Raw genomic sequence first — 20,111 nt, 5'->3', positions numbered from 1 at the left:
GAGGCGGCGCCCTTTTGCCGGCCCGGGACTTCCAGGCCTTATTTCTTCAAATGGTCCTTCACCAGCCGTTCGGCGATCTGCACGGCGTTCAGCGCGGCGCCCTTGCGCAGATTGTCGGAGACGACCCACAGGTTCAGGCCGTTTTCCACGGTGTAGTCCTCGCGCACGCGGCTGACGAACACCAGGTCGTCGCCGGCGGCCTCGACGGGGGTGACATAGCCCTCGTCGGCCTGATGGTCGATCAGCGACACGCCCTTGGCCCGGCGCAGGGCGGCGCGGGCCTCATCGGCGCTGATGGGGTTCTCGAACTCCACATTGATCGCCTCGGAATGGGCGATGAACACCGGCACGCGTACGCAGGTGGCCGTCACCTTGATGGACGGGTCCAGGATCTTCTTGGTCTCCACCGTCATCTTCCACTCTTCCTTGGTGGTGCCGTCTTCCATGAAGACATCGATGTGGGGGATGACGTTGAAGGCGATCTGCTTGGTGAACTGCTTCTTCTCGATGGGGTCGTTCACATAGATGGCGCGGGTCTGGGTGAACAGTTCATCCATCGCTTCCTTGCCCGCGCCCGACACGGACTGGTAGGTCGACACCACCACGCGGCGGATGCGGGCCAGGTCGTGCAGGGGCTTCAGCGCCACCACCATCTGGATGGTGGAGCAGTTGGGGTTGGCGATGATGCCCTTCTTCTTGTAGCCGGCGATGGCCTCGGGGTTCACCTCCGGCACCACCAGGGGCACGTCCGGATCCATGCGGAAGTGGCTGGTGTTGTCGATCACCACGGCGCCGGCCGCGGCGGCCTTGGGCGCGAACTGGGCGGACACCTTGGCGCCGGCCGAGGACAGCACGATATCGGTGCCGGTGAAGTCGAACTTGGCCAGGTCCTGGACGCGCAGGTCGTCGTCGCCGAAGCTGATTTCCGACCCGATGGAGCGTTCGGACGCCAACGCCACCACCTCGCTCACCGGGAATTCCCGTTCCGCCAGAATCTGCAGCATCTCGCGCCCGACATTGCCCGTGGCGCCCACGACGGCGACTTTATAGCCCATGGTCATGCTCCTCATATCTCTGGCGGGGACCAGGGGGCAGGGCCGCTTGCGGGGGCGGGGGCCGCTCTGGTCTAATTCGGCGGAGACTTAAGGCCGGCCGGCGGGCTTTGCAAGCGCGCAGGTGTCAGTGCCGCCCCGCGAACGGGCCGGCGGCGTCTAGACTGGGAGGGAAGACCATGACGGCACACGAACCGCGCATCGCCACCTATGACGCGTTCTGGCCCTTCTATCTGGGCGAACACGCCCTTCCGGCCACGCGGGCCTGGCACTTCGTGGGCACCGGCCTTGTGCTGCTGGCGCTGGCCGCCGGCTTGGTCACGGGGAATTGGCGCTACTTCGCCGCCGCCCCGGTATGCGGCTACCTCTTCGCCTGGATCAGCCACTTCTTCGTGGAACACAACCGGCCCGCAACCTTCACCTATCCGCTGTGGTCGCTGATCAGCGACTTCCGCATGTTCTTCCTGTTCGTGGCCGGCCGGCTGAGGGCCGAGTTGCGCCGCCACGGCGTCAGCCGCTGATGGACCATTGCCGTTTAAAGCCTGCCACCAAAGGATAAGCCGCCTTGGCTCAGATCGTCGACACCATCGCCCAAGCCATCAAGCGCGCGGACAAAACCTTCTTTAACGAAAATTATACCAAGCAGGCCCAAGCTGTAGTCGACGGCCTGCGCAAGGCGGGTTTTGAGATCGTCCCGGTCAAGCCCCCGGAAGTACTGGTGGAGTACGCGGTTGAAAACATCCCCTTTGGCCGACTGCGCCCGTCAGAGTTGATCCGTGCCCTGTACGGTACAATGGTTGAGAATTGCCGTAAGTTTGTATCCTAGGAACGATAGTTTGTTTCCCAGAATGCCGGGTGAATCCGCTTCTAAAATGCGCGGCCCCGGTGCAACAATGTAGTCAGCGCCCCTGATTTCAGGGCGATGGTGGTAAGTCGGGTGGCTAGGCTGCATGCATCCTGAACGTCAGTACCAGGACGGGTTCGAATTTCGGCGGGTGACCTCGGCCGAGGTCATCGAGGCGGCCCGCAAGCATGAACGGCTGATTGAGGGCCGCATCGGTGGCGCCCGTTTCGCCTTCATCCTGCACGACCTGCGGGGCGCCGTCCTGTCCACCCTGAACCTGACCGACGCGGACCTGACGGGCAGCCGCCTGGACCAGGCCCAGCTGGTGGGCACGCGGCTGCGCAACGCGTCCCTTTTCGCCTGCGATTTCCGCCTGGCCTGCCTGCGTCAGGCCGACCTGTCGAAATCCGACCTGCGCGGCGTCAGCATGCGCGGCGCCGACCTGACCAAGGCCCGCATGCGGGAGGCGGACGTGCGCGAGGCGGTGCTGGCCGTCTACCGCGGCGGAAAGCCCCTGCCGGAAACCTTCGACGGCCGCATCCCCGATCTGACCTCCGCCATCGCCGTTGGCGCCGACATGGGTGAAAGCCGCATGAGTGGCGCCTGGACCCTGAACGCCGACTTCACCGATGCCAACCTGGCGGGGGTGGATTTTCGGGGCGCCGACCTGCGCGGCGCCGTGTTCAAGGGGGCCAACATGCAGGGCGCCAACCTGTCGGAAACCAGGCTGCACGGCACTTCCTTTGCCGGGGCGCTCTTGACCGACGCCATCTTCAACGACGCCATCCTCGAAGACGCCAACTTCCGTGGCGCCATCATGGAATCCAGCCTTATCGGCCGGCTGCGCGGCAAGGGTGCCGTCCTGCCGGGTGAAGGCGGGGAAAGCGCCCGGCCCGTGATGGAACTGGTCGAAGACCATGCCGTCTGGGTGGCCGCCGCCGGCCGCTCCGGTGCCCGTGCCGACCTGTCGGGCCGCGACCTGAGCGGCCTCACCCTCTCGGGCCGTAACCTGACGGCGGCTAAGATGGCCTATGCCGTGGCCCGCCGCCTGGTGCTGACGGGGTCGTCCCTGGTCATGGCCGATCTGGAGTGCGTGGACTTGCAGGACGCGGTGCTGGTGGGTGTGGACGCCCGGGGCGCCAATTTCGAGCGCGCCCACCTGAACGGCGCCGACCTGCAGAACGCCAACCTGGGCCTGCTGGAAAGCGCCGAGCAGCCGGACCGCAAATGGCCGGCCCGTCTCACCCGCGCCCGCCTGCGCAGCGCCAACCTGCGGGGGGCGAACCTGCGCGGCGCCGTGCTGCGCGAGGCCGACCTGAGCGGCGCCGACATGCGCGACGCCCAGGTGGACGGCATCGTCCTGGACGGCGCGAACACCACGCAGGTGAGGTCGCGGTAACTTCTCCATCTGCCAGGTGCCGTGATCCTATAGCCCCCATCTTGGTAAGCGAGGGCCCGGCGGACGGAACAGAACCTGACATGTAAAAGGCCCGGGCATCGCTGCTCCGGGCCTTTTTTGGTTTCAAGCGGGCTTAGCCCACCAGTTTGTCCAGCTCGCGCAGGATGCTGTCGCCCATCACGGAGGTGGAGCAGCGGGCCATCCCCGGGGACATGATGTCGGCGGTGCGCATGCCACCCTTCAGGACGTTCTGCACCGCCCGGTCCAGCAGATCGGCTTCCTCACCCCGGTCGAAGGAGTAGCGCAGCGCCATGCCGAAGCTCAGCAGCGAGGCGATGGGGTTGGCGATGTCGCGGCCGGCGATGTCGGGGGCGGAGCCGTGCACCGGCTCATACAGCGCCTTGCGGCGGCCGCTGGCGTCAGCGGCGCCCAATGAGGCCGAGGGCAGCATGCCGATGGAACCGGTCAGCATGGCGGCCTCGTCCGACAGGATGTCGCCGAACAGGTTGTCGGTGACGATGACGTCGAACTGCTTGGGGTTGCGCACCAGCTGCATGGCGGCGGCGTCAGCCAGCATGTGGCTCAGCTCCACGTCCTTGTATTCCGCGGCGTGCAGGGCGGTGACGTCCTGGTTCCACAGCAGGCCGGACTCCATGACGTTGCGCTTCTCGCAGGAGCAGACCTTGTTGCCGCGCTTGCGCGCCAGCTCAAAGGCGACGCGGGCCACGCGCTGGATCTCCGGCGTGGTGTAGACCTGGGTGTTCACGCCCCGGCGGACGCCGTTGCCCAGATCCTCGATGCCGCGCGGCTCACCGAAATAGACGCCGCCCGTCAGCTCGCGGACGATCATGATGTCCAGGCCGCGCACCACCTCGGGCTTCAGCGTCGAGGCATCGACCAGGGCGTCGAACACCACGGCCGGGCGCAGGTTGGCGAACAGCTCCATCTCCTTGCGCAGGCGCAGCAGGCCGGCCTCGGGCCGCTTGTCGAAGCTGACGCCGTCCCACTTCGGGCCGCCCACGGCGCCCAACAGCACGGCGTCGGCGGCCAGCGCCTGGGCCATGGTCTCATCGGACAGGGGCACGCCGTAGGCATCGATGGCGCAGCCGCCGACCAGGCCTTCCGACACGGTGAACTCCAGGTCGCGGCGACGGCCCATCCAGTCGATGACGCGGCGAACCTGGCGCATGACTTCCGGCCCGATACCGTCGCCCGGCAGCATGAGAAGAGAGTAAGCGGCCATGGATGAACCCTTTTTGTCGGATGGTGTGGCGTCGCCGCGGCCGCCGGCTTCCCTGTTCGGAATTGATGTGCGGCCGGCCGGGCGTGCGGCCTTTAGATATTGGTTAGCGAAAATACGGGTGGGCCGGCATCCTGCCAACCCCCTGTTTCGGCCGGCAACCGCGCCAGGGAGCAGGTCACCGGGCCGTCACAGGATGGTCACGGGGGCGGGTGGTCAGCGCGCCCAGCGCCACGGCTGCCCGGTCTGCTGCTGCGCCTCGAACGCGTCGATGGCGCTGACCTGCTGCAGGGTCAGGCCGATGTCGTCCAGGCCGTTCAGCAGGCAGTGGCGGCGGAAGGGCTCCACATCGAAGCCGACGCTCTCGCCATCCGGGGTGGTGATGGTCTGCTTCTCCAGATCCACGGTGAAGGTGGCGTTGGCGCCCTTGGCCGCCTCATCCATCAGCCGGTCCACCACGTCCTGGGGCAGGGCGATGGGCAGGATGCCGTTCTTGAAGCAGTTGTTGAAGAAGATGTCGGCGAAGCTGGGGGCGATGACGCAGCGGATGCCGTAGTCCAGCAGGGCCCAGGGCGCATGCTCGCGTGACGAGCCGCAGCCGAAATTGTCGCCCGCCACCAGGATGCTGGCCTTGCGGTAGGCCGGCTGGTTCAGGATGAAGTCCGCCCGGTCGCTGCCGTCCTCGTTGAAGCGGAGGGAGGAGAAAAGCCCGCTGCCCAGACCGGTGCGCTTGATGGTCTTCAGATACCGCGCCGGAATGATCATGTCCGTGTCGATGTTCTGGATCGGCAGGGGGGCGGCGACGCCGGTCAGGATGGTGAACTTGTCCATGGGCTCTCGTCCGGTGACTACAATACGGGTGACGCTGTCCCTTTCTGCCACAAGGCGGACGAGGCCAACAACCATCCGCGATGATGCGCCAACGCGCGACAGCCCCCACCGAAACGCAAGGGAAGTACGGGGATGGGTCGCTTTGCGAACTTATATTGCGTCGCCAGACCTATGGGGCCAGGTAACCGACCACCAGGGCGGCACGGTGCAAGGGTGCGTTGATGCCCCACGGGTTGCTGGAAACGGGCCGTTTCGATATGAGGAACCGCCCCTTGTCCCAGCAATCCGGTGGTCCGTATGACTGAAGGCCCATTGTCCGTCTACCGCGCCCGGCGCGGCACCGGCACGCTGAAGGACGACCCTGCCCAGGAATTGGCGGCGGAGAAGCTGCAGAGCCTGTACCAGGCGTTGCGGGATTACCGCCCGGCGCAGGGCCAGTCTGGCTGGCGCGCCCGTTTCGGCCTGGCGCGGCGGCCGGATCCGGCGCCGCAGGGCCTGTACATCTACGGCGACGTGGGCCGGGGCAAGTCCATGCTGATGGATCTGTTCTTTGAGACGGCGCCGGTGCTGCGCCGCCGCCGCGTCCACTTCCACGCCTTCATGCAGGAGGTTCACCAGTCCCTGCATAGCCTGCGGCAGCGCCCTGATCTGCGCCGGAACGGGGCGGACGAGTCGCTGCCGGAACTGGCGCGCACCATCGCCGACCAAGCCTGGCTGCTGTGCTTCGACGAATTCCATGTCACCGACATCGCCGACGCCATGATCCTGGGCCGGTTGTTCACCCACCTGTTCGAGCTGGGCGTGGTGGTGGTGGCGACCAGCAACTGGGCGCCCGACGACCTATACAAGGACGGCCTGCAGCGCGACCTGTTCCTGCCCTTCATCGCCCTGCTGAAGGAAAAGCTGGACGTCCTGCACCTGGAAGGGGCCCGTGACTACCGCTTGGCCCGCATCCGCGGCCGCCAGGTCTATTTCGATCCGCTGGGTGCTGCCGCCACGGCGGCGCTGGAAAAGACCTTCGGCGAGCTGACGGACGCCCAGCCCACCGCCACCCACCTGATGGTGCAGGGGCGCACCCTGCCGGTGCCGCGCCAGGCCAAGGGTGTCGCCTGGTTCACCTTTGACGAGTTGTGCCGCCAGCCCCTGGGCCCCGGCGATTACCTGGCCATCGCCACGCACTATCACACGGTGCTGCTGGACGGCGTGCCCATGCTGGACCCGTCCTTACGCAATGAGGCCAAGCGCCTGATGACCTTCATCGACGCCCTTTATGAGCACAAGGTGCACCTGATCATGGCGGCCGAGGCCGCCCCCGGGCAGCTCTACCCCGAGGGTCAGCACGCCTTCGAATTCCAGCGCACCGTCAGCCGCCTCATGGAAATGCAGTCGGAGGATTATCTGGCGGCGGGGCATCTTACTTAAGGTCTGGCCTCTGGAACTGACGGTTCGCCCGCCGACATGGTAAGGTGGGAATGTTAGCCCGTGATCCAGCCGGAGGCAGCTTGTGTCGCCGTCCCAGCCGTCCATCGACTATGAGACCGCCAAGACGGTGGCTGCCAGGGGCGACGTGGCGGCGCGGATCGAGTTGGCGAACAGTCCCGACACCCGGCCCGAACTGCTCTATTACCTGGCCGACGACGATGATGAGCGGGTGCGCGGCGCCGTCGTGACCAACGCCATGACGCCGGTGCGCGCCTTCGGCCGCCTGGCGCGCGACCCCAGCGAGCGGGTGCGGACCCTGCTGGCGGACAAGCTGACCCGTCTTCTGCCCGACCTGTCCCGTCCCGAGGTGGGGGCCATGCGCGACGTTGCCTTCGCGGCCCTGGAACTGCTGGCCGCCGACCAGGTCATCCGCGTGCGCACAGCGCTGTCCAGCGCCCTGGCCGATGTGGAATGCGCCCCGCCCAAGCTGGCGGTGACCCTGGCCCGCGACGTGGCCAGCGACGTGGCGGGCCCGGTGCTGCGCTGGTGCATGGCCCTGTCGGATGAGGAACTGCTGGACATCCTGTCCCGCCGGCCCGAGCCCTGGGTGGTGGAGGCGGTGGCCGGCCGGCGCACCGTGTCCCGGCCGGTGGGCGACGCCGTGGTGGCGATGGGCGACCACGGCTCCTGGGCCACCCTGGCCGGCAACCCCGGCGCCGACCTGTCGCCCAAGGCCCGTCGCCTGCTGGCGGAGCGGGGCCACATGCCCATTGGTGGCGTGCCCCCCGAAGAGGTACCTGATCCAAATGCGCCCCCACCCCCGCCCGCCGGTCCGGCGGAGGTGTCGCAGCGCCTGGCCAGCGCGGTGGAGGATGCCCTGCGCGACGGCTTGGCGGGGCAGGGGCTGGACAAGGCGGGGGTGGAGGCGGTGGTGGCCGCCGCTTCCCGCCGGCTGGACTGGGCGGCCGGCTACGGCAAGCCGGAGGGCGCGGCGGATAAGGCGGCGCGCTTGGCGGCCTCCGGCGGCCTGAACGAGGATGTGGTGTGCGACGCCCTCAGCTGGGGCGACCGGGACTTCGCCCAGGCGGCGGTGGCGCTGATGGCGCGGGTGCCGGTGGACGCCGTGCGCCGCATCCTGGCGACGCAAAGCCCCAAGGCGGTGACGGCGCTGGCCTGGCGGGCGGGCTTTTCCATGCGCGGCGCCCGCACCCTGCAGGCCCGGGGCGCTGGAATCGCCCCGCGCAAGCTGCTGAACGCGCGGCTGGGGACGGACTACCCCATGACCGACGTCGAGATGCACTGGCATCTGGAGCTGTTCGATATCGCGCCGAAGTGATTGCCGCAGGCCGCCCGCCGCGACGGGGCCCGGCGGTGCACCGCAGCAAGCTGCACCTGGGGTTGGCGATCGTGCGCCCGGCCCTTGGTTCTGAACCATACCTTTTGCAGGGAGCCTGCCATGGGCGACGCGCGCGCCTGATCGTGTACGGGGCGCCTTGCCCGGCAGGCGGATTCAGGCTAATCAGCCCGCCTGCGGGTTCCCTCGTTCCTCGGGCCCCGAAGGCCGGGCGCCCAGGCGCCTGGGACCCCCGCACGGCGAATTTCCGGGACTTCCGCCCGACGCCTTTAGCCTTGGGCGGCGCGGTCCCCTGTTTCGTTAGCGCCTTATTGTTGAACCCAAATTCGCAACCCAAAGTTCGAGGAACCCAACCATGGCACGCAAGAAGATCGCGCTGGTCGGCGCCGGCCAGATCGGCGGCACCCTGGCCCTGTTGGCCGGCCTGAAGGAGCTTGGCGACATCGTCCTGTTCGACATCCCTGATTTCGAGGGTGTCGCCAAGGGCAAGGCGCTGGACATCGCCGAAGCCGCCCCCGTGGAAGGGTTCGACAGCACCCTGACCGGTGCCTCCGACTATGCCGGCATCGCCGGCGCCGACGTGGTGATCGTCACCGCCGGCGTGCCGCGCAAGCCGGGCATGAGCCGCGACGACCTGGTGGGCATCAACGCCAAGGTGATCAAAAGCGTCGGCGCGGGCATCAAGGAGCATGCTCCGGACGCCTTCGTCATCGTCATCACCAACCCGCTGGACGCCATGGTCGGCCTGATGCAGCAGGTCACCGGCTTCGACCCCGCCAAGGTGGTCGGCATGGCCGGCGTGCTGGACAGCGCCCGCTTCCGCCACTTCCTGGCGGACGAGTTCAAGGTCTCGGTCGAGGACGTCACCGCCTTCGTGCTGGGCGGCCACGGCGACACCATGGTCCCCTCCGTCCGCTACTCCACCGTCGCCGGCATTCCGCTGCCCGACCTGGTGAAGATGGGCTGGACCACGCAGGAGAAGCTGGACCAGATCGTGCAGCGCACCCGTGACGGCGGTGCGGAGATCGTCGGCTTGCTGAAGACCGGTTCCGCCTTCTACGCCCCGGCCGCCTCCGCCATCGCCATGGCCGAAAGCTTCCTGAAGGACAAGAAGCGCGTGCTGCCCTGCGCCGCCAAGCTGACCGGCCAGTATGGCGTGGACGGCCTGTACATCGGCGTGCCGGTGATCATCGGCGCCGGCGGCGTCGAGAAGATCATCGAGATCGAGCTGAACGCCGAGGAAAAGGCCAATTTCGAGAAGTCCGTTGCCGCCGTGCAGCAGCTGGTCGAAGTTACCGCCAAGGTCGCCGGCTGATCGTTCGGGTTCCGGTATGACGTTCTGAATGGCCCCGCTCGCTTCGCGCCGGCGGGGCCATTTGGCAAAGAGATACCGGAATAGCGTTCAAAGCCACCCTTCCGTCACTTACGCGGTTGATCGCCCCGGCATTGCTCTCTACAGTGCCCGCGGCGCGGGGTTGGCCCCGCGATCGGCCGCAAACTTTGCGAGGCCGTTTCCCAACCGGAAGCGGGCGATCCCCGAATGAATATTCATGAATACCAGGCCAAGGGCCTGCTGAAGAAATACGGTGTCGCGGTTCCCCGCGGCGGCGTTGCCTATACCCCCGAAGAGGCCAAGACCGTGGCCACGGACCTGGGCGGCCCGGTTTGGGTCGTGAAGTCCCAGATCCACGCCGGCGGCCGTGGCGCCGGGCGGTTCAAGGAGAACCCCGAGGGCAAGGGCGGCGTCCGCGTCGTGAAGTCGATCGACGACGTCGTGTCCAACGCCAAGGAAATGCTGGGCCACACGCTGGTGACCAAGCAGACCGGTCCGGAAGGCAAGGAGGTCAAGCGCCTCTATGTCGAGGAAGGCTGCGACATCAAGCGCGAGCTGTACCTGTCCCTGCTGCTGGACCGCGCCACCTCCCGCGTCACCGTGATCGCCTCGACCGAGGGCGGCATGGAGATCGAGGAAGTGGCCCACAGCCACCCCGAGAAGATCGTCAAGGTCGCCATCGACCCGGTCGGCGGCCTGCAGGGCTACCACGCCCGCCAGATCGCCTTCGGCCTGAAGCTGGAAGGCAAGCAGGTCGGCGCCGCCGTGAAGTTCCTGTCTGCCATGTACAAGGCGTTCGTGGAACTGGACGCCTCGCAGGTCGAGATCAACCCGCTGGTCGTGACCGGCGCCGGTGAGGTCATCGCCCTCGACGCCAAGATGAACTTCGACGACAACGCCCTCTACCGTCACAAGGACATCGAAGAGCTCCGTGACGAGAGCGAGGAAGAGGCGTCGGAGACCGAGGCCACGAAGCACGGCCTGAACTATGTGAAGCTGGATGGCAACATCGGCTGCATGGTCAACGGTGCCGGCCTGGCCATGGCCACCATGGACATCATCAAGTTGTACGGCGGCGAGCCGGCCAACTTCCTGGATGTGGGCGGCGGCGCCACCCGCGAGCGCGTGACCACCGCGTTCAAGCTCATCCTGTCCGATCCGAATGTCGAAGGCATTCTGGTCAACATCTTCGGCGGCATCATGCGCTGCGACGTCATCGCCGAGGGCGTGGTGGCGGCGGCCCGTGAGGTCAGCCTGCACGTTCCGCTGGTCGTCCGCCTGGAAGGCACCAACGTCGAGCTGGGCAAGAAGATCCTGGCCGAGTCCGGCCTGCCGATCCTGTCCGCCGACAACCTGGCCGACGCCGCTGAAAAGATCGTCAAGGCCGTGAAGGAGGCCGCGTAATCATGGCCGTGTTGGTTGACAAGAACACCAAGGTGATCTGCCAGGGCTTCACCGGCGCGCAGGGCACCTTCCACTCCGAACAGGCCATCGCCTACGGCACCAAGATGGTCGGCGGCGTGACCCCCGGCAAGGGCGGCACCACCCACCTCGACCTGCCGGTGTTCGACACCGTGGCCGAGGCCGTGCACACCACCGGCGCCAACGCCTCGGTGATCTACGTGCCGCCGCCCTTCGCCGCGGACGCCATCCTGGAAGCCATCGACGCCCAGATCCCGCTGGTGGTCTGCATCACCGAAGGCATCCCGGTGCTGGACATGGTGACGGTGAAGCGCGCCCTGGCCGGGTCCAAGACCCGCCTGATCGGCCCGAACTGCCCCGGCGTCATCACTCCGGACGAGTGCAAGATCGGCATCATGCCGGGCCACATCCACAAGCGTGGCAAGATCGGCATCGTCAGCCGCTCCGGCACCCTGACCTATGAGGCCGTGGCGCAGACCACCGCGGCCGGCCTGGGCCAGACCACCTGCATCGGCATCGGCGGCGACCCGGTCAACGGCACCAACTTCGTGGACAGCCTGCAGCTGTTCCTCGACGATCCGGAGACCGAGGGCATCATCATGATCGGTGAGATCGGCGGTTCGGCGGAAGTCGACGGTGCCGAGTTCATCCGCGACAGCAAGACGAAGAAGCCGGTCGTCGGTTTCATCGCCGGCCGCACGGCCCCCCCGGGCCGCCGCATGGGCCACGCGGGCGCCGTGATCTCCGGCGGCAACGACACGGCCGACTTCAAGGTCGAGGCCCTGCGCGCCGCCGGCATCCATGTCGCCGACAGCCCCGCCAGCCTGGGTTCCACCATGCTGAAGGCGCTGAAGGGCTGATACCGGCCTTTCGGTTGAAATGACGGGTCGGCCCGGATCACCGGGCCGGCCCGAGGAGGAACGGCGGCACCCGCCCCAGCACATGTCTGGTACCCGGGGCCGCCGTTTTTCCATGGCTGGCATGAGGCATCGCCTCCCCTGCGTCGCTTGACCCGGTGGGATGCTGGTGCCACCTCATTGTTAGCGTGCACATTTACAATTTTGATGGGCACGCGCCGACGCCGTGATGATCACCTCGTCCAGCTTGCGCAACAAAGAGGTCGGGTTCCTTTCGGTCTTGATGATTTTGTTGCGGAAACTGGGCGTTTCTCATGCGTGGTAGGCGTTTTCGTGGCAACGGCCCCACCGCCGTCGCATATTGAAGGCGCAGGTATCATGGCGTAAAAGAACGCGAATTTCGGTCCCATCGGGACGCCTGCCACGTAGACGCGGGCGCCCTATCCCTCCCAGATCAAGCGCAGAGCGCCATGGTAACCGATCAAAGCTCCCTGTTTTTCGCCGGCAACGCGACCTTCGTCGCCGAGCTTTACGCCCGCTACCTGCAGGATCCGGCCTCCGTCGATCCTTCGTGGAGCAGCTTCTTCGCCGGGCTGGATGACGATGCCCGCGTCGTGCTGGGCGAAATCAAGGGGGCGAGCTGGGCGCCCAACAAGGCCGCCGTCATCGGCGTGCCCGATCCCGATGCCAAGCCGGCCGCTCCCGCCAAGGGTGCGAAGGGTGCCAATGGCGCCGCTGCCCCGGCCGCCAATGGCTCCGTGGTGGGTGGCATCACGCCCGAGCAGCTGCGCCAGGCGCAGCTGGACAGCATCCGTGCCCTGATGCTCATCCGCGCCTACCGCGTCCGTGGCCACCTGATGGCCAAGCTGGACCCGCTGGGTCTGGAAAAGCGCAGCGAGCATCCGGAGCTGGACCCCAAGACCTACGGCTTCACCGACGCCGACCTGGACCGCCCGATCTTCATCAACAACGTGCTGGGGATGGAGACCGCCACCCTGCGCCAGATCGTGGACGCGGTGCAGCGCACCTATTGCGGCCACATCGGCGTGGAGTTCATGCACATCCAGGATCCCGAGCAGAAGGCCTGGATCCAGGAGCGTATCGAGGGCATCCGCAATCAGACCGACTTCACGGTCCAGGGCAAGAAGGCCATCCTGCAGCGCCTGACGGCCGCCGAGGGCTTCGAGCGCTTCCTGCAGCTGAAGTACACCGGCACCAAGCGCTTCGGCCTGGAGGGCGGCGAGGTCTGGGTCCCGGCCATCGAGCAGATCCTGAAGCGCGGCGGTCAGCTGGGCCTGAAGGAACTGGTCATCGGCATGGCGCACCGCGGCCGCCTGAACGTGCTGGCCAACGTGATGAACAAGCCGTACAAGGCCATCTTCTCCGAGTTCCAGGGCAACGCCGCCAATCCCGAGGACGTGCAGGGCTCGGGCGACGTGAAGTATCACCTGGGCACCTCGGCCGACCGCGAGTTCGACGGCAACTCCATCCATCTGTCGCTGACGGCCAACCCGTCGCACCTGGAAGTGGTGAACCCGGTCGTGTGCGGCAAGGTTCGCGCCAAGCAGGTGCAGCGCTCCACCATGCCGCCGACGGATGAGGCGCGCGCCGAGGTCATCGGCCTGCTGCTGCACGGCGACGCCGCCTTTGCCGGCCAGGGCCTGGTGCCCGAGACGCTGCTGCTGTCCGAGCTGAAGGGCTACCGCACCGGCGGCATCATCCACATCATCACCAACAACCAGATCGGCTTCACCACCGCGCCGCAGTACGCCCGTTCCGGCCCGTACCCGACGGAAGTGGCCAAGGCCATCCAGGCGCCGATCTTCCACGTCAACGGCGACGATCCCGAGGCCGTGATCCACGTGACGCGCATCGCCGTGGAGTTCCGTCAGAAGTTCCTGAAGGACGTGGTGCTGGACATCGTCTGCTATCGCCGCCAGGGCCACAACGAAGGCGACGAGCCGGCGTTCACCCAGCCGCTGATGTACAAGGCGATCCGCAACCACCCGACCACGCGCGAGCTGTACGCCAAGCAGCTGATCGCCGAGGGCGTGATCACCGCCGAGGAAGCCGACGGCTTCGTCAAGGACTTCCATAAGGCCATGGAAGCGGAGTTCGAGGCGTCGACCACCTACAAGCCGAACAAGGCCGACTGGCTGGAAGGCAAGTGGCAGGGCCTGAGCGCCGCCAAGAACGACGACCGCAAGGGCAAGACCGCCGCCCCCATGGATCTGCTGCAGGAAGTGGGCAAGGCCATCTCCGCCGTGCCGGAAGGCGTGGACGTGAACGCCAAGGTGGTGCGTCAGCTCAAGGCCAAGCAGGAGATGTTCGCCACCGGCAAGGACCTGGACTGGGCCACGGCCGAGGCGCTGGCCTTCGGCACCCTGCTGGTGGAAGGCGTGCCCGTGCGCCTGTCCGGCCAGGACGTGGGCCGCGGCACCTTCTCGCACCGCCATTGCGTGCTGGTCGACCAGACCACCGAGGCCAAGTACGTGCCGCTGGACCACATCCGTGCCCCGGACCACAAAGAGGGCCAGGCCCGGTTCGAGGTGCACGACAGCCCGCTGTCCGAAGCGGCCGTGCTGGGCTTCGAATACGGTTTCACCCTGGCCGAGCCGCATGCCCTGGTCCTGTGGGAAGCCCAGTTCGGTGATTTCGCCAACGGCGCCCAGTCCATCATCGACCAGTTCATCAGCTCGGGCGAGAGCAAGTGGCTGCGCATGTCCGGCCTGACCATGCTGCTGCCGCACGGCTATGAGGGCCAGGGGCCGGAGCACAGCTCCGCCCGTCTGGAGCGCTTCCTGCAGCTGTCCGGCGAGGACAACTGGCAAATCGTGAACTGCACCACCCCGGCCAATTACTTCCACGTGTTGCGCCGCCAGGTGAACCGCGAGTTCCGCAAGCCGCTGGTGGTCTTCAGCCCCAAGTCGCTGCTGCGCCACAAGCTGTGCGTCAGCGAGCTGTCCATGTTCACCGGCAACGAGTCGTTCCACCGCGTCCTGTATGAAACCGGCGTGGACCTGGTCGAGCCGGCGAAGATCCGCCGCGTCGTCCTCTGCTCGGGCAAGGTCTACTATGACCTGTTCCAGGAGCGTGAGAACCGGGGTGTGAAGGACGTGGCCTTCCTGCGCCTTGAGCAGCTGTACCCCTTCCCGGGCGATGCCCTGAAGGTAGAGCTGGCCAAGTATCCCAACGCCGACGTGGTGTGGTGCCAGGAAGAGCCGGCCAACATGGGCGCCTGGAGCTTCGTCGACCGCCGCATCGAGGGCGTGCTCAAGGAACTGAACCACAAGGCGGGCCGTCCGTCCTACGTTGGCCGCGCCGAGGCCGCCTCGCCGGCCGCCGGCCAGCTGAAGCGCCACAACCAGGAACTGGCCAAGTTCCTGGACGAGGCGCTGACCATCGCTTGATCCGATGACGTTCCGGGGCCCGTTGCGGCCCCGGAATGATTTTATTCTGAAACCCTTTGTTAGAAACGAACCAAGGTCCCAAAAACATGGCGACGGAAATCCTGGTGCCCACCCTCGGCGAGTCCGTGTCGGAAGCGACGGTCGCGCGGTGGCTGAAGAAGGTTGGCGACAGCGTCAAGGCGGATGAAACGCTGGTGGAGCTGGAGACCGACAAGGTCACCTTGGAAGTCAACGCCCCGGCTGCCGGCACGCTGGGCGAAATCCGCGCCGCCGAGGGCGCCAACGTGGGCGTGAGCGCCGTCCTGGGCGTGATCACCGAGGGTGGCGCCGCCGCTGCGGCCGCCCCCGCTGCCGCTGCTCCGGCCCCGGCCAAGACCGCCGCGCCGGCGCCGGCCCCCGCCGCCGCCCCGGCCGCCAACGGTTCCGCCGGCGTGATGCCCGCCGCCGCCAAGATCGCCGCCGACGCCGGCGTCAACCCGGCCGCCATCGCCGGCACCGGCAAGGACGGCCGCGTCACCAAGGGCGACGTGATCGACCACCTGGCCGCGCCGAAGGCCGCCCCGGCCCCCGTCGCCGCTCCGGCCCCGGTGGCGAAGGCCCCGGCCGGCCCGCGTGCCCGCGCCGACCTGGAAGAGCGGGTGCGCATGACCCGCCTGCGGCAGACCGTCGCCGCCCGCCTGAAGGACGCCCAGAACACCGCGGCCATGCTGACCACCTACAATGAGGTGGACATGACCAATGTGATGAAGCTGCGCAACGAACTGAAGGACCAGTTCGAGAAGAAGCACGGCGTGAAGCTGGGCTTCATGTCCTTCTTCGTGAAGGCCTGCCTGGTCGCCCTGAAGGAAATCCCGGCCGTCAACGCCGAGATCGAGGGCACCGACATCATCTACAAGAACTACTACGACATCGGCGTCGCCGTTGGCACGCCCACGGGTCTGGTGGTTCCGGTGGTGCGCGACGCCGACCAGATGGGCTTCGCCAAGATCGAGCAGAGCATCAATGAGCTGGGCAAGAAGGCCCGCGACGGCAAGCTGTCCATCGCCGACATGACCGGCGGCACCTTCACCATCTCCAACGGTGGCGTGTACGGCTCGCTGATGAGCTCGCCCATCCTGAACGCCCCGCAGTCGGGCATCCTGGGCATGCACAAGATCCAGGAGCGTCCGATGGTCGTCGGTGGCCAGATCGTCATCCGCCCGATGATGTACCTGGCCCTGTCCTATGACCATCGCATCATCGACGGCCGCGAGGCCGTGACCTTCCTGGTGCGGGTCAAGGAATGCCTGGAGAACCCGGAACGCATCCTGCTGGATGTCTGATCCGACGGACGGGGGGCCCCACGGCCCCCCGTTTGCTGACTGCCTGATCGCTTAATCCAACAATGAGCGCCGACGCCTCAAGCGCCCATATATTCCGGAGCGCAGCGACTAGGCCGCGACCGCGGCCGCCGCAGCGAGCACCGGAAGGGCGCAGCGAGGATAAGCCAAGGGCCGGATAGCCCGCCGGCGTTTGAGGCCAACCAAGACCTCCGCCCGGCGCTTGAGGGAACAGAAGACATGACCACCGAAACCCAATTCGACCTCGTCGTCATCGGCAGCGGCCCCGGCGGCTATGTCGCGGCCATCCGCGCGGCCCAGCTGGGCATGAAGGTCGCCTGCGTCGAGATGCGCAAGACCCTGGGCGGCACCTGCCTGAACGTGGGCTGCATCCCCTCCAAGGCCCTGCTGGTGGCCAGCGAGAAGTTCGAGGAAGCGTCCCACTCCCTGGGCAACTTCGGCGTGAAGGTCTCGGGCGTCGAGCTCGACCTGCCCACGATGATGAAGCACAAGGAAAAGACGGTCGAATCCAACGTCACCGGCGTGGAATTCCTGTTCAAGAAGAACAAGATCACCCGCTTTACCGGCAAGGGCAGCATCGCCGCCCCGGGCCAGGTGACGGTGACCAAGGAGGACGGCTCCACCGAGACCGTCACCGCCAAGAACATCCTGATCGCCACCGGCTCCGACGTCATGCCCCTGCCGGGCGTGACCATCGACGAGAAGCGCATCGTCTCCTCCACCGGCGCCCTGGACCTGACCGAAGTGCCGAAGCGCCTGGTGGTCATCGGCGGTGGCGTCATCGGGCTGGAGCTGGGCTCCGTCTGGCAGCGCCTGGGCGCGCAGGTCACGGTTGTGGAGTTCCTGGACCGCATCCTGCCCGGCATGGATGGTGAGGTCTCCAAGCAGTCCCAGCGCATCCTGGGCAAGCAGGGCCTGACCTTCAAGCTGTCGACCAAGGTCACCTCGGCCGTGGCCGCCGACACCGGCGTCACCCTGACGGTGGAGCCCGCCGCCGGCGGCACGGCCGAGACCATCGAGGCCGACGTGGTGCTGGTGGCCATCGGCCGCCGCCCCTACACCGAGGGCCTGGGCCTGGACAAGGTCGGCGTCGAGCTGGATGAGCGCAAGCGCGTCAAAACCGACCACCACTTCCGCACCAACGTGCCCGGCATCTGGGCCATCGGCGACGTGATCGCCGGCGCCATGCTGGCCCACAAGGCCGAGGAAGAGGGTGTGGTCTGCGCCGAGGTGATGGCGGGCCAGTCCGGCCACATCAACTACGACGCCATCCCGGGCGTGGTCTACACCTGGCCGGAAATCGCCGCCGTCGGCAAGACGGAGGAGCAGCTGAAGGCCGAGGGCGTTGCTTACAAGGTCGGCAAGTTCCCCTTCACCGCCAACGGCCGCGCCCGCTCCATGCAGGCCACCGAGGGCTTCGTGAAGCTGCTGGCCGACGCCCACTCCGACAAGCTGCTGGGCGCCCACATCATCGGCGCCTCGGCCGGTGAGATGATCGAGGAGCTGGCCCTGGCCCTGGAATTCGGCGCCTCGTCCGAAGACATCGCCCGCACCAGCCACGCCCACCCCACGCTGACCGAGGCCATCAAGGAAGCGGCCCTGGGCGTGCTGGGCCGCACCATCCACATGTAAGCCTTCCCGTCCGGGAATGCGGAAACGGCGCCGGGTCACCCTGGCGCCGTTTTGCATTCTGGGCCCTCTTTGTTCACGACCAGGGCCCCTTGGGGCCGGCATGATCCTCGCGCTTGGGCGGTGGGGGCGGGACGGGCGGCTCCTGATCCCGCGTCGGCGGCGGCTTCGGCCCCCAATAGCGGCGCAGGCGCGGTGCCCCCAGCATCATGATCAGCACGGCAACCAGATAGATGAAGTTCTGGCTGCGGATGCCATTCCACAGATGGTCCAGCAGGCCGCCCTTCACCAGGGCGTCGCCGGCGACCAGGCCGCTGAGGCCCAGGGTGACGGATTGGTCGGCCACGGGCACATAGTCGCGATAGCCGTTGCCGGGGGTGAAGCGCACCATGGACAGCAGCGCCGGCATCTGGCCCTCGATGGCCGGCAGGTCGCTCATGCGGGCGGCGATGTCCAGGCCCAGCACGCCGCGCCGGCCCAGCAGGCGGGCGTGGTAATCGAGTCCATCGACGGCCCCGCCGTCGGCTTGGCGCCGCGTGGCCCAGATCAGCGTGTGGCTGGCGCTGTCGTAGACGGGGGGCTGGGCCCAGCCCGTCAGGCGCGGTCCGCCACTGTCGGCGGATTTCAACGCCGACAGCAGGGCGTCGGCGTCCAGCCGGCCGGCATCCAGGTCGCTGACGTGGCCGCTGCCGTCATAGCTCAGGGCCACCAGCCAGGCGGGGTCGGGGGCTGAGCCCACCGGCACCAGCAGGCCCAGCCCGGCACCGCCGGCCAGGGGGCGTCCCTGCCAGTGCCGGCTGAGGAAATCCTGGGTGTCGGCACCGGCCACGTATTGGAAGGCGGGGCTGGGGGTTAGGGTGATGGCCTTGTCCGCCAGCGAGATCGGGGTCTCATCCGTGGCGGCGGCCGGCGGGGCGACGCTCAAAAGAGCGGCGCACAGCAGCGGGGCCAGCAATCTCATCAGCCGCATGGGGCCAGTCCTCAAGAGCGGTTGCCGCGTCGGGCCCGGGGGTGCGCCGTCTCATAGACCGACAGCAGCTGCTCGGCGTCCACGTCGGTGTAGCGCTGGGTGGTGGATAGGCTGGCATGGCCCAGCAGATCCTGGATGGCGCGCAAATCGGCGCCGCCGCCCAGCAGATGGGTGGCGAAGCTGTGGCGCAGGGCGTGCGGGGTGGCGGTGTCGGGCAGGCCCAACAGCTGCCGCAGGGTCTGCATGGCCAGGCGCGCCACCCGGTCGTTCAGCCGGTCGCCGCGCACGCCCACGAACAGCGGCCCGCTGGCGGGCAGGGGATGGGGGCAGGCCTCGATATAGGCGGCCAACGCTTGGCGCACGGCCGGGAGGACGGGCACGTCGCGCTGTTTCGATCCCTTGCCGGTGACCCGCAGGGTGTCGCTGTCCAGCGGCGCCTCCCCCCGCGTCAGGCGCAAGGCCTCGTCCATGCGCAGACCGCAGCCGTACAGCAGGGTGAACAGGGCGCGGTCGCGCAGGCCGACCCAAGGTGCCAGGGGGATGTCGGACGATTCCTCCAGCAGGATGCCGGCGTCGTCCACCGTCAGGGGGCGTGGGATGGGGCGCCTCACCTTGGGCGCGTTCAACAGGCCGATGGCGGGGTTGTGCAGCCGGCCCGACCGGTCCAGCCAGCGGAACAGGTTGCGCACGCCGGAAACGGCGCGGGCCCGGCTGGCGGCGATGGCGCCCTCACCCGCGCGGGCGGCCAGCCAGGCGCGGAAGTCGCCCAGCTTCGCCCCGCCCAGGTCGTTCAGGCTGGGCGCCCGGCCCAGATGCTCCGTCAGGAAGGACAGGAAGGCGGCGACATCACCCTGATAAGCGCGCAGCGTATGGGGCGAGGCCGTCTTCTCCGACGTCAGCCAGCGCCGCCAATCCTCCAGCGCCGCGGCCACATCCGGTGCGCAGGAATATCCCAGGGCGGGGGGCTTGGTCATGATGATCTCTAGCGCACCTTATATAGGCCCCGAC

The 20,111-nt window shown here is 67.5% G+C and carries 16 protein-coding genes; 11 read left to right on the top strand and 5 right to left on the bottom strand.

The window, feature by feature from the left end; translation table 11 throughout:
* Positions 1-38 precede the first annotated feature (38 nt).
* Complete coding sequence (locus Y958_RS10870; protein WP_088872595.1) at positions 39-1,055, bottom strand: aspartate-semialdehyde dehydrogenase; 1,017 nt, start codon at positions 1,053-1,055, stop codon at positions 39-41.
* A 176-nt stretch (positions 1,056-1,231) separates the two neighbouring features.
* Between Y958_RS10870 and Y958_RS10865 the strand changes: the two genes are divergently transcribed.
* The 3 genes from Y958_RS10865 to Y958_RS10855 all read left to right on the top strand — a co-directional run bounded on the left by Y958_RS10865 (position 1,232) and on the right by Y958_RS10855 (position 3,295).
* Positions 1,232-1,573, top strand: a complete 342-nt coding sequence (locus Y958_RS10865) for an Mpo1-like protein (RefSeq protein WP_088871990.1) — start codon at positions 1,232-1,234, stop codon at positions 1,571-1,573.
* Between the two features lie 44 nt (positions 1,574-1,617).
* Positions 1,618-1,878, top strand: a complete 261-nt coding sequence (locus Y958_RS10860) for a hypothetical protein (RefSeq protein ID WP_040844662.1) — start codon at positions 1,618-1,620, stop codon at positions 1,876-1,878.
* A 124-nt stretch (positions 1,879-2,002) separates the two neighbouring features.
* Entirely contained in the window at positions 2,003-3,295 is a 1,293-nt protein-coding gene (locus Y958_RS10855; protein WP_088871989.1) for a pentapeptide repeat-containing protein, read from the top strand.
* Between the two features lie 133 nt (positions 3,296-3,428).
* On the opposite strand, the gene leuB is transcribed toward Y958_RS10855, so the two are convergent.
* A complete protein-coding gene (leuB, locus tag Y958_RS10850; protein WP_088871988.1) occupies positions 3,429-4,538 on the bottom strand; it encodes a 3-isopropylmalate dehydrogenase in 1,110 nt (369 codons plus the stop codon).
* 213 nt (positions 4,539-4,751) lie between these two features.
* Positions 4,752-5,366, bottom strand: a complete 615-nt coding sequence (leuD, locus tag Y958_RS10845; protein WP_040849669.1) for a 3-isopropylmalate dehydratase small subunit — start codon at positions 5,364-5,366, stop codon at positions 4,752-4,754.
* Positions 5,367-5,663: 297 nt separating this feature from the next.
* On the opposite strand from leuD, the gene zapE reads away from it, so the two are divergent.
* The 8 genes from zapE to lpdA all read left to right on the top strand — a co-directional run bounded on the left by zapE (position 5,664) and on the right by lpdA (position 18,136).
* Positions 5,664-6,788, top strand: a complete 1,125-nt coding sequence (gene zapE / locus Y958_RS10840) for a cell division protein ZapE (RefSeq protein WP_088871987.1) — start codon at positions 5,664-5,666, stop codon at positions 6,786-6,788.
* An 82-nt stretch (positions 6,789-6,870) separates the two neighbouring features.
* Positions 6,871-8,124 carry a DUF2336 domain-containing protein gene (locus tag Y958_RS10835; RefSeq protein ID WP_088871986.1) on the top strand — a complete coding sequence of 418 codons (1,254 nt, stop codon included), beginning with the start codon at positions 6,871-6,873 and terminating at the stop codon, positions 8,122-8,124.
* 373 nt (positions 8,125-8,497) lie between these two features.
* Positions 8,498-9,457, top strand: coding sequence for a malate dehydrogenase (gene mdh / locus Y958_RS10830; protein ID WP_088871985.1), 960 nt, complete (start codon positions 8,498-8,500; stop codon positions 9,455-9,457).
* Between the two features lie 225 nt (positions 9,458-9,682).
* Complete coding sequence (gene sucC / locus Y958_RS10825) at positions 9,683-10,879, top strand: ADP-forming succinate--CoA ligase subunit beta (protein ID WP_004274387.1); 1,197 nt, start codon at positions 9,683-9,685, stop codon at positions 10,877-10,879.
* 2 nt (positions 10,880-10,881) lie between these two features.
* Positions 10,882-11,757 (top strand): succinate--CoA ligase subunit alpha, encoded by an 876-nt coding sequence (sucD, locus tag Y958_RS10820; RefSeq protein ID WP_004274388.1) that lies wholly within the window; start codon positions 10,882-10,884, stop codon positions 11,755-11,757.
* A 467-nt stretch (positions 11,758-12,224) separates the two neighbouring features.
* Positions 12,225-15,164, top strand: coding sequence for a 2-oxoglutarate dehydrogenase E1 component (locus Y958_RS10815; protein WP_088871984.1), 2,940 nt, complete (start codon positions 12,225-12,227; stop codon positions 15,162-15,164).
* 86 nt (positions 15,165-15,250) lie between these two features.
* The gene (gene odhB, locus Y958_RS10810) at positions 15,251-16,486 is read left to right on the top strand and encodes a 2-oxoglutarate dehydrogenase complex dihydrolipoyllysine-residue succinyltransferase (RefSeq protein ID WP_088871983.1); all 1,236 of its coding nucleotides are present in this window, start codon (positions 15,251-15,253) and stop codon (positions 16,484-16,486) included.
* A gap of 237 nt (positions 16,487-16,723) precedes the next feature.
* Entirely contained in the window at positions 16,724-18,136 is a 1,413-nt protein-coding gene (gene lpdA / locus Y958_RS10805) for a dihydrolipoyl dehydrogenase (RefSeq protein WP_088871982.1), read from the top strand.
* Positions 18,137-18,209: 73 nt separating this feature from the next.
* On the opposite strand, the gene Y958_RS10800 is transcribed toward lpdA, so the two are convergent.
* Together Y958_RS10800 and Y958_RS10795 are read right to left on the bottom strand one after the other, a co-directional pair.
* Positions 18,210-19,103: a DUF2167 domain-containing protein gene (locus tag Y958_RS10800; RefSeq protein ID WP_088871981.1), complete on the bottom strand. Its 894-nt coding sequence runs from the start codon at positions 19,101-19,103 to the stop codon at positions 18,210-18,212.
* Between the two features lie 11 nt (positions 19,104-19,114).
* Positions 19,115-20,077, bottom strand: a complete 963-nt coding sequence (locus tag Y958_RS10795) for a tyrosine recombinase XerC (protein WP_088871980.1) — start codon at positions 20,075-20,077, stop codon at positions 19,115-19,117.
* Positions 20,078-20,111: the final 34 nt, after the last annotated feature.

Origin of the sequence: Nitrospirillum viridazoti CBAmc (assembly GCF_000730165.1) — a bacterium.
GTDB lineage: Bacteria > Pseudomonadota > Alphaproteobacteria > Azospirillales > Azospirillaceae > Nitrospirillum > Nitrospirillum viridazoti.
Note: the sequence above shows the minus strand (reverse complement) of the source record. Positions and strands in the feature narration are given on the sequence as shown.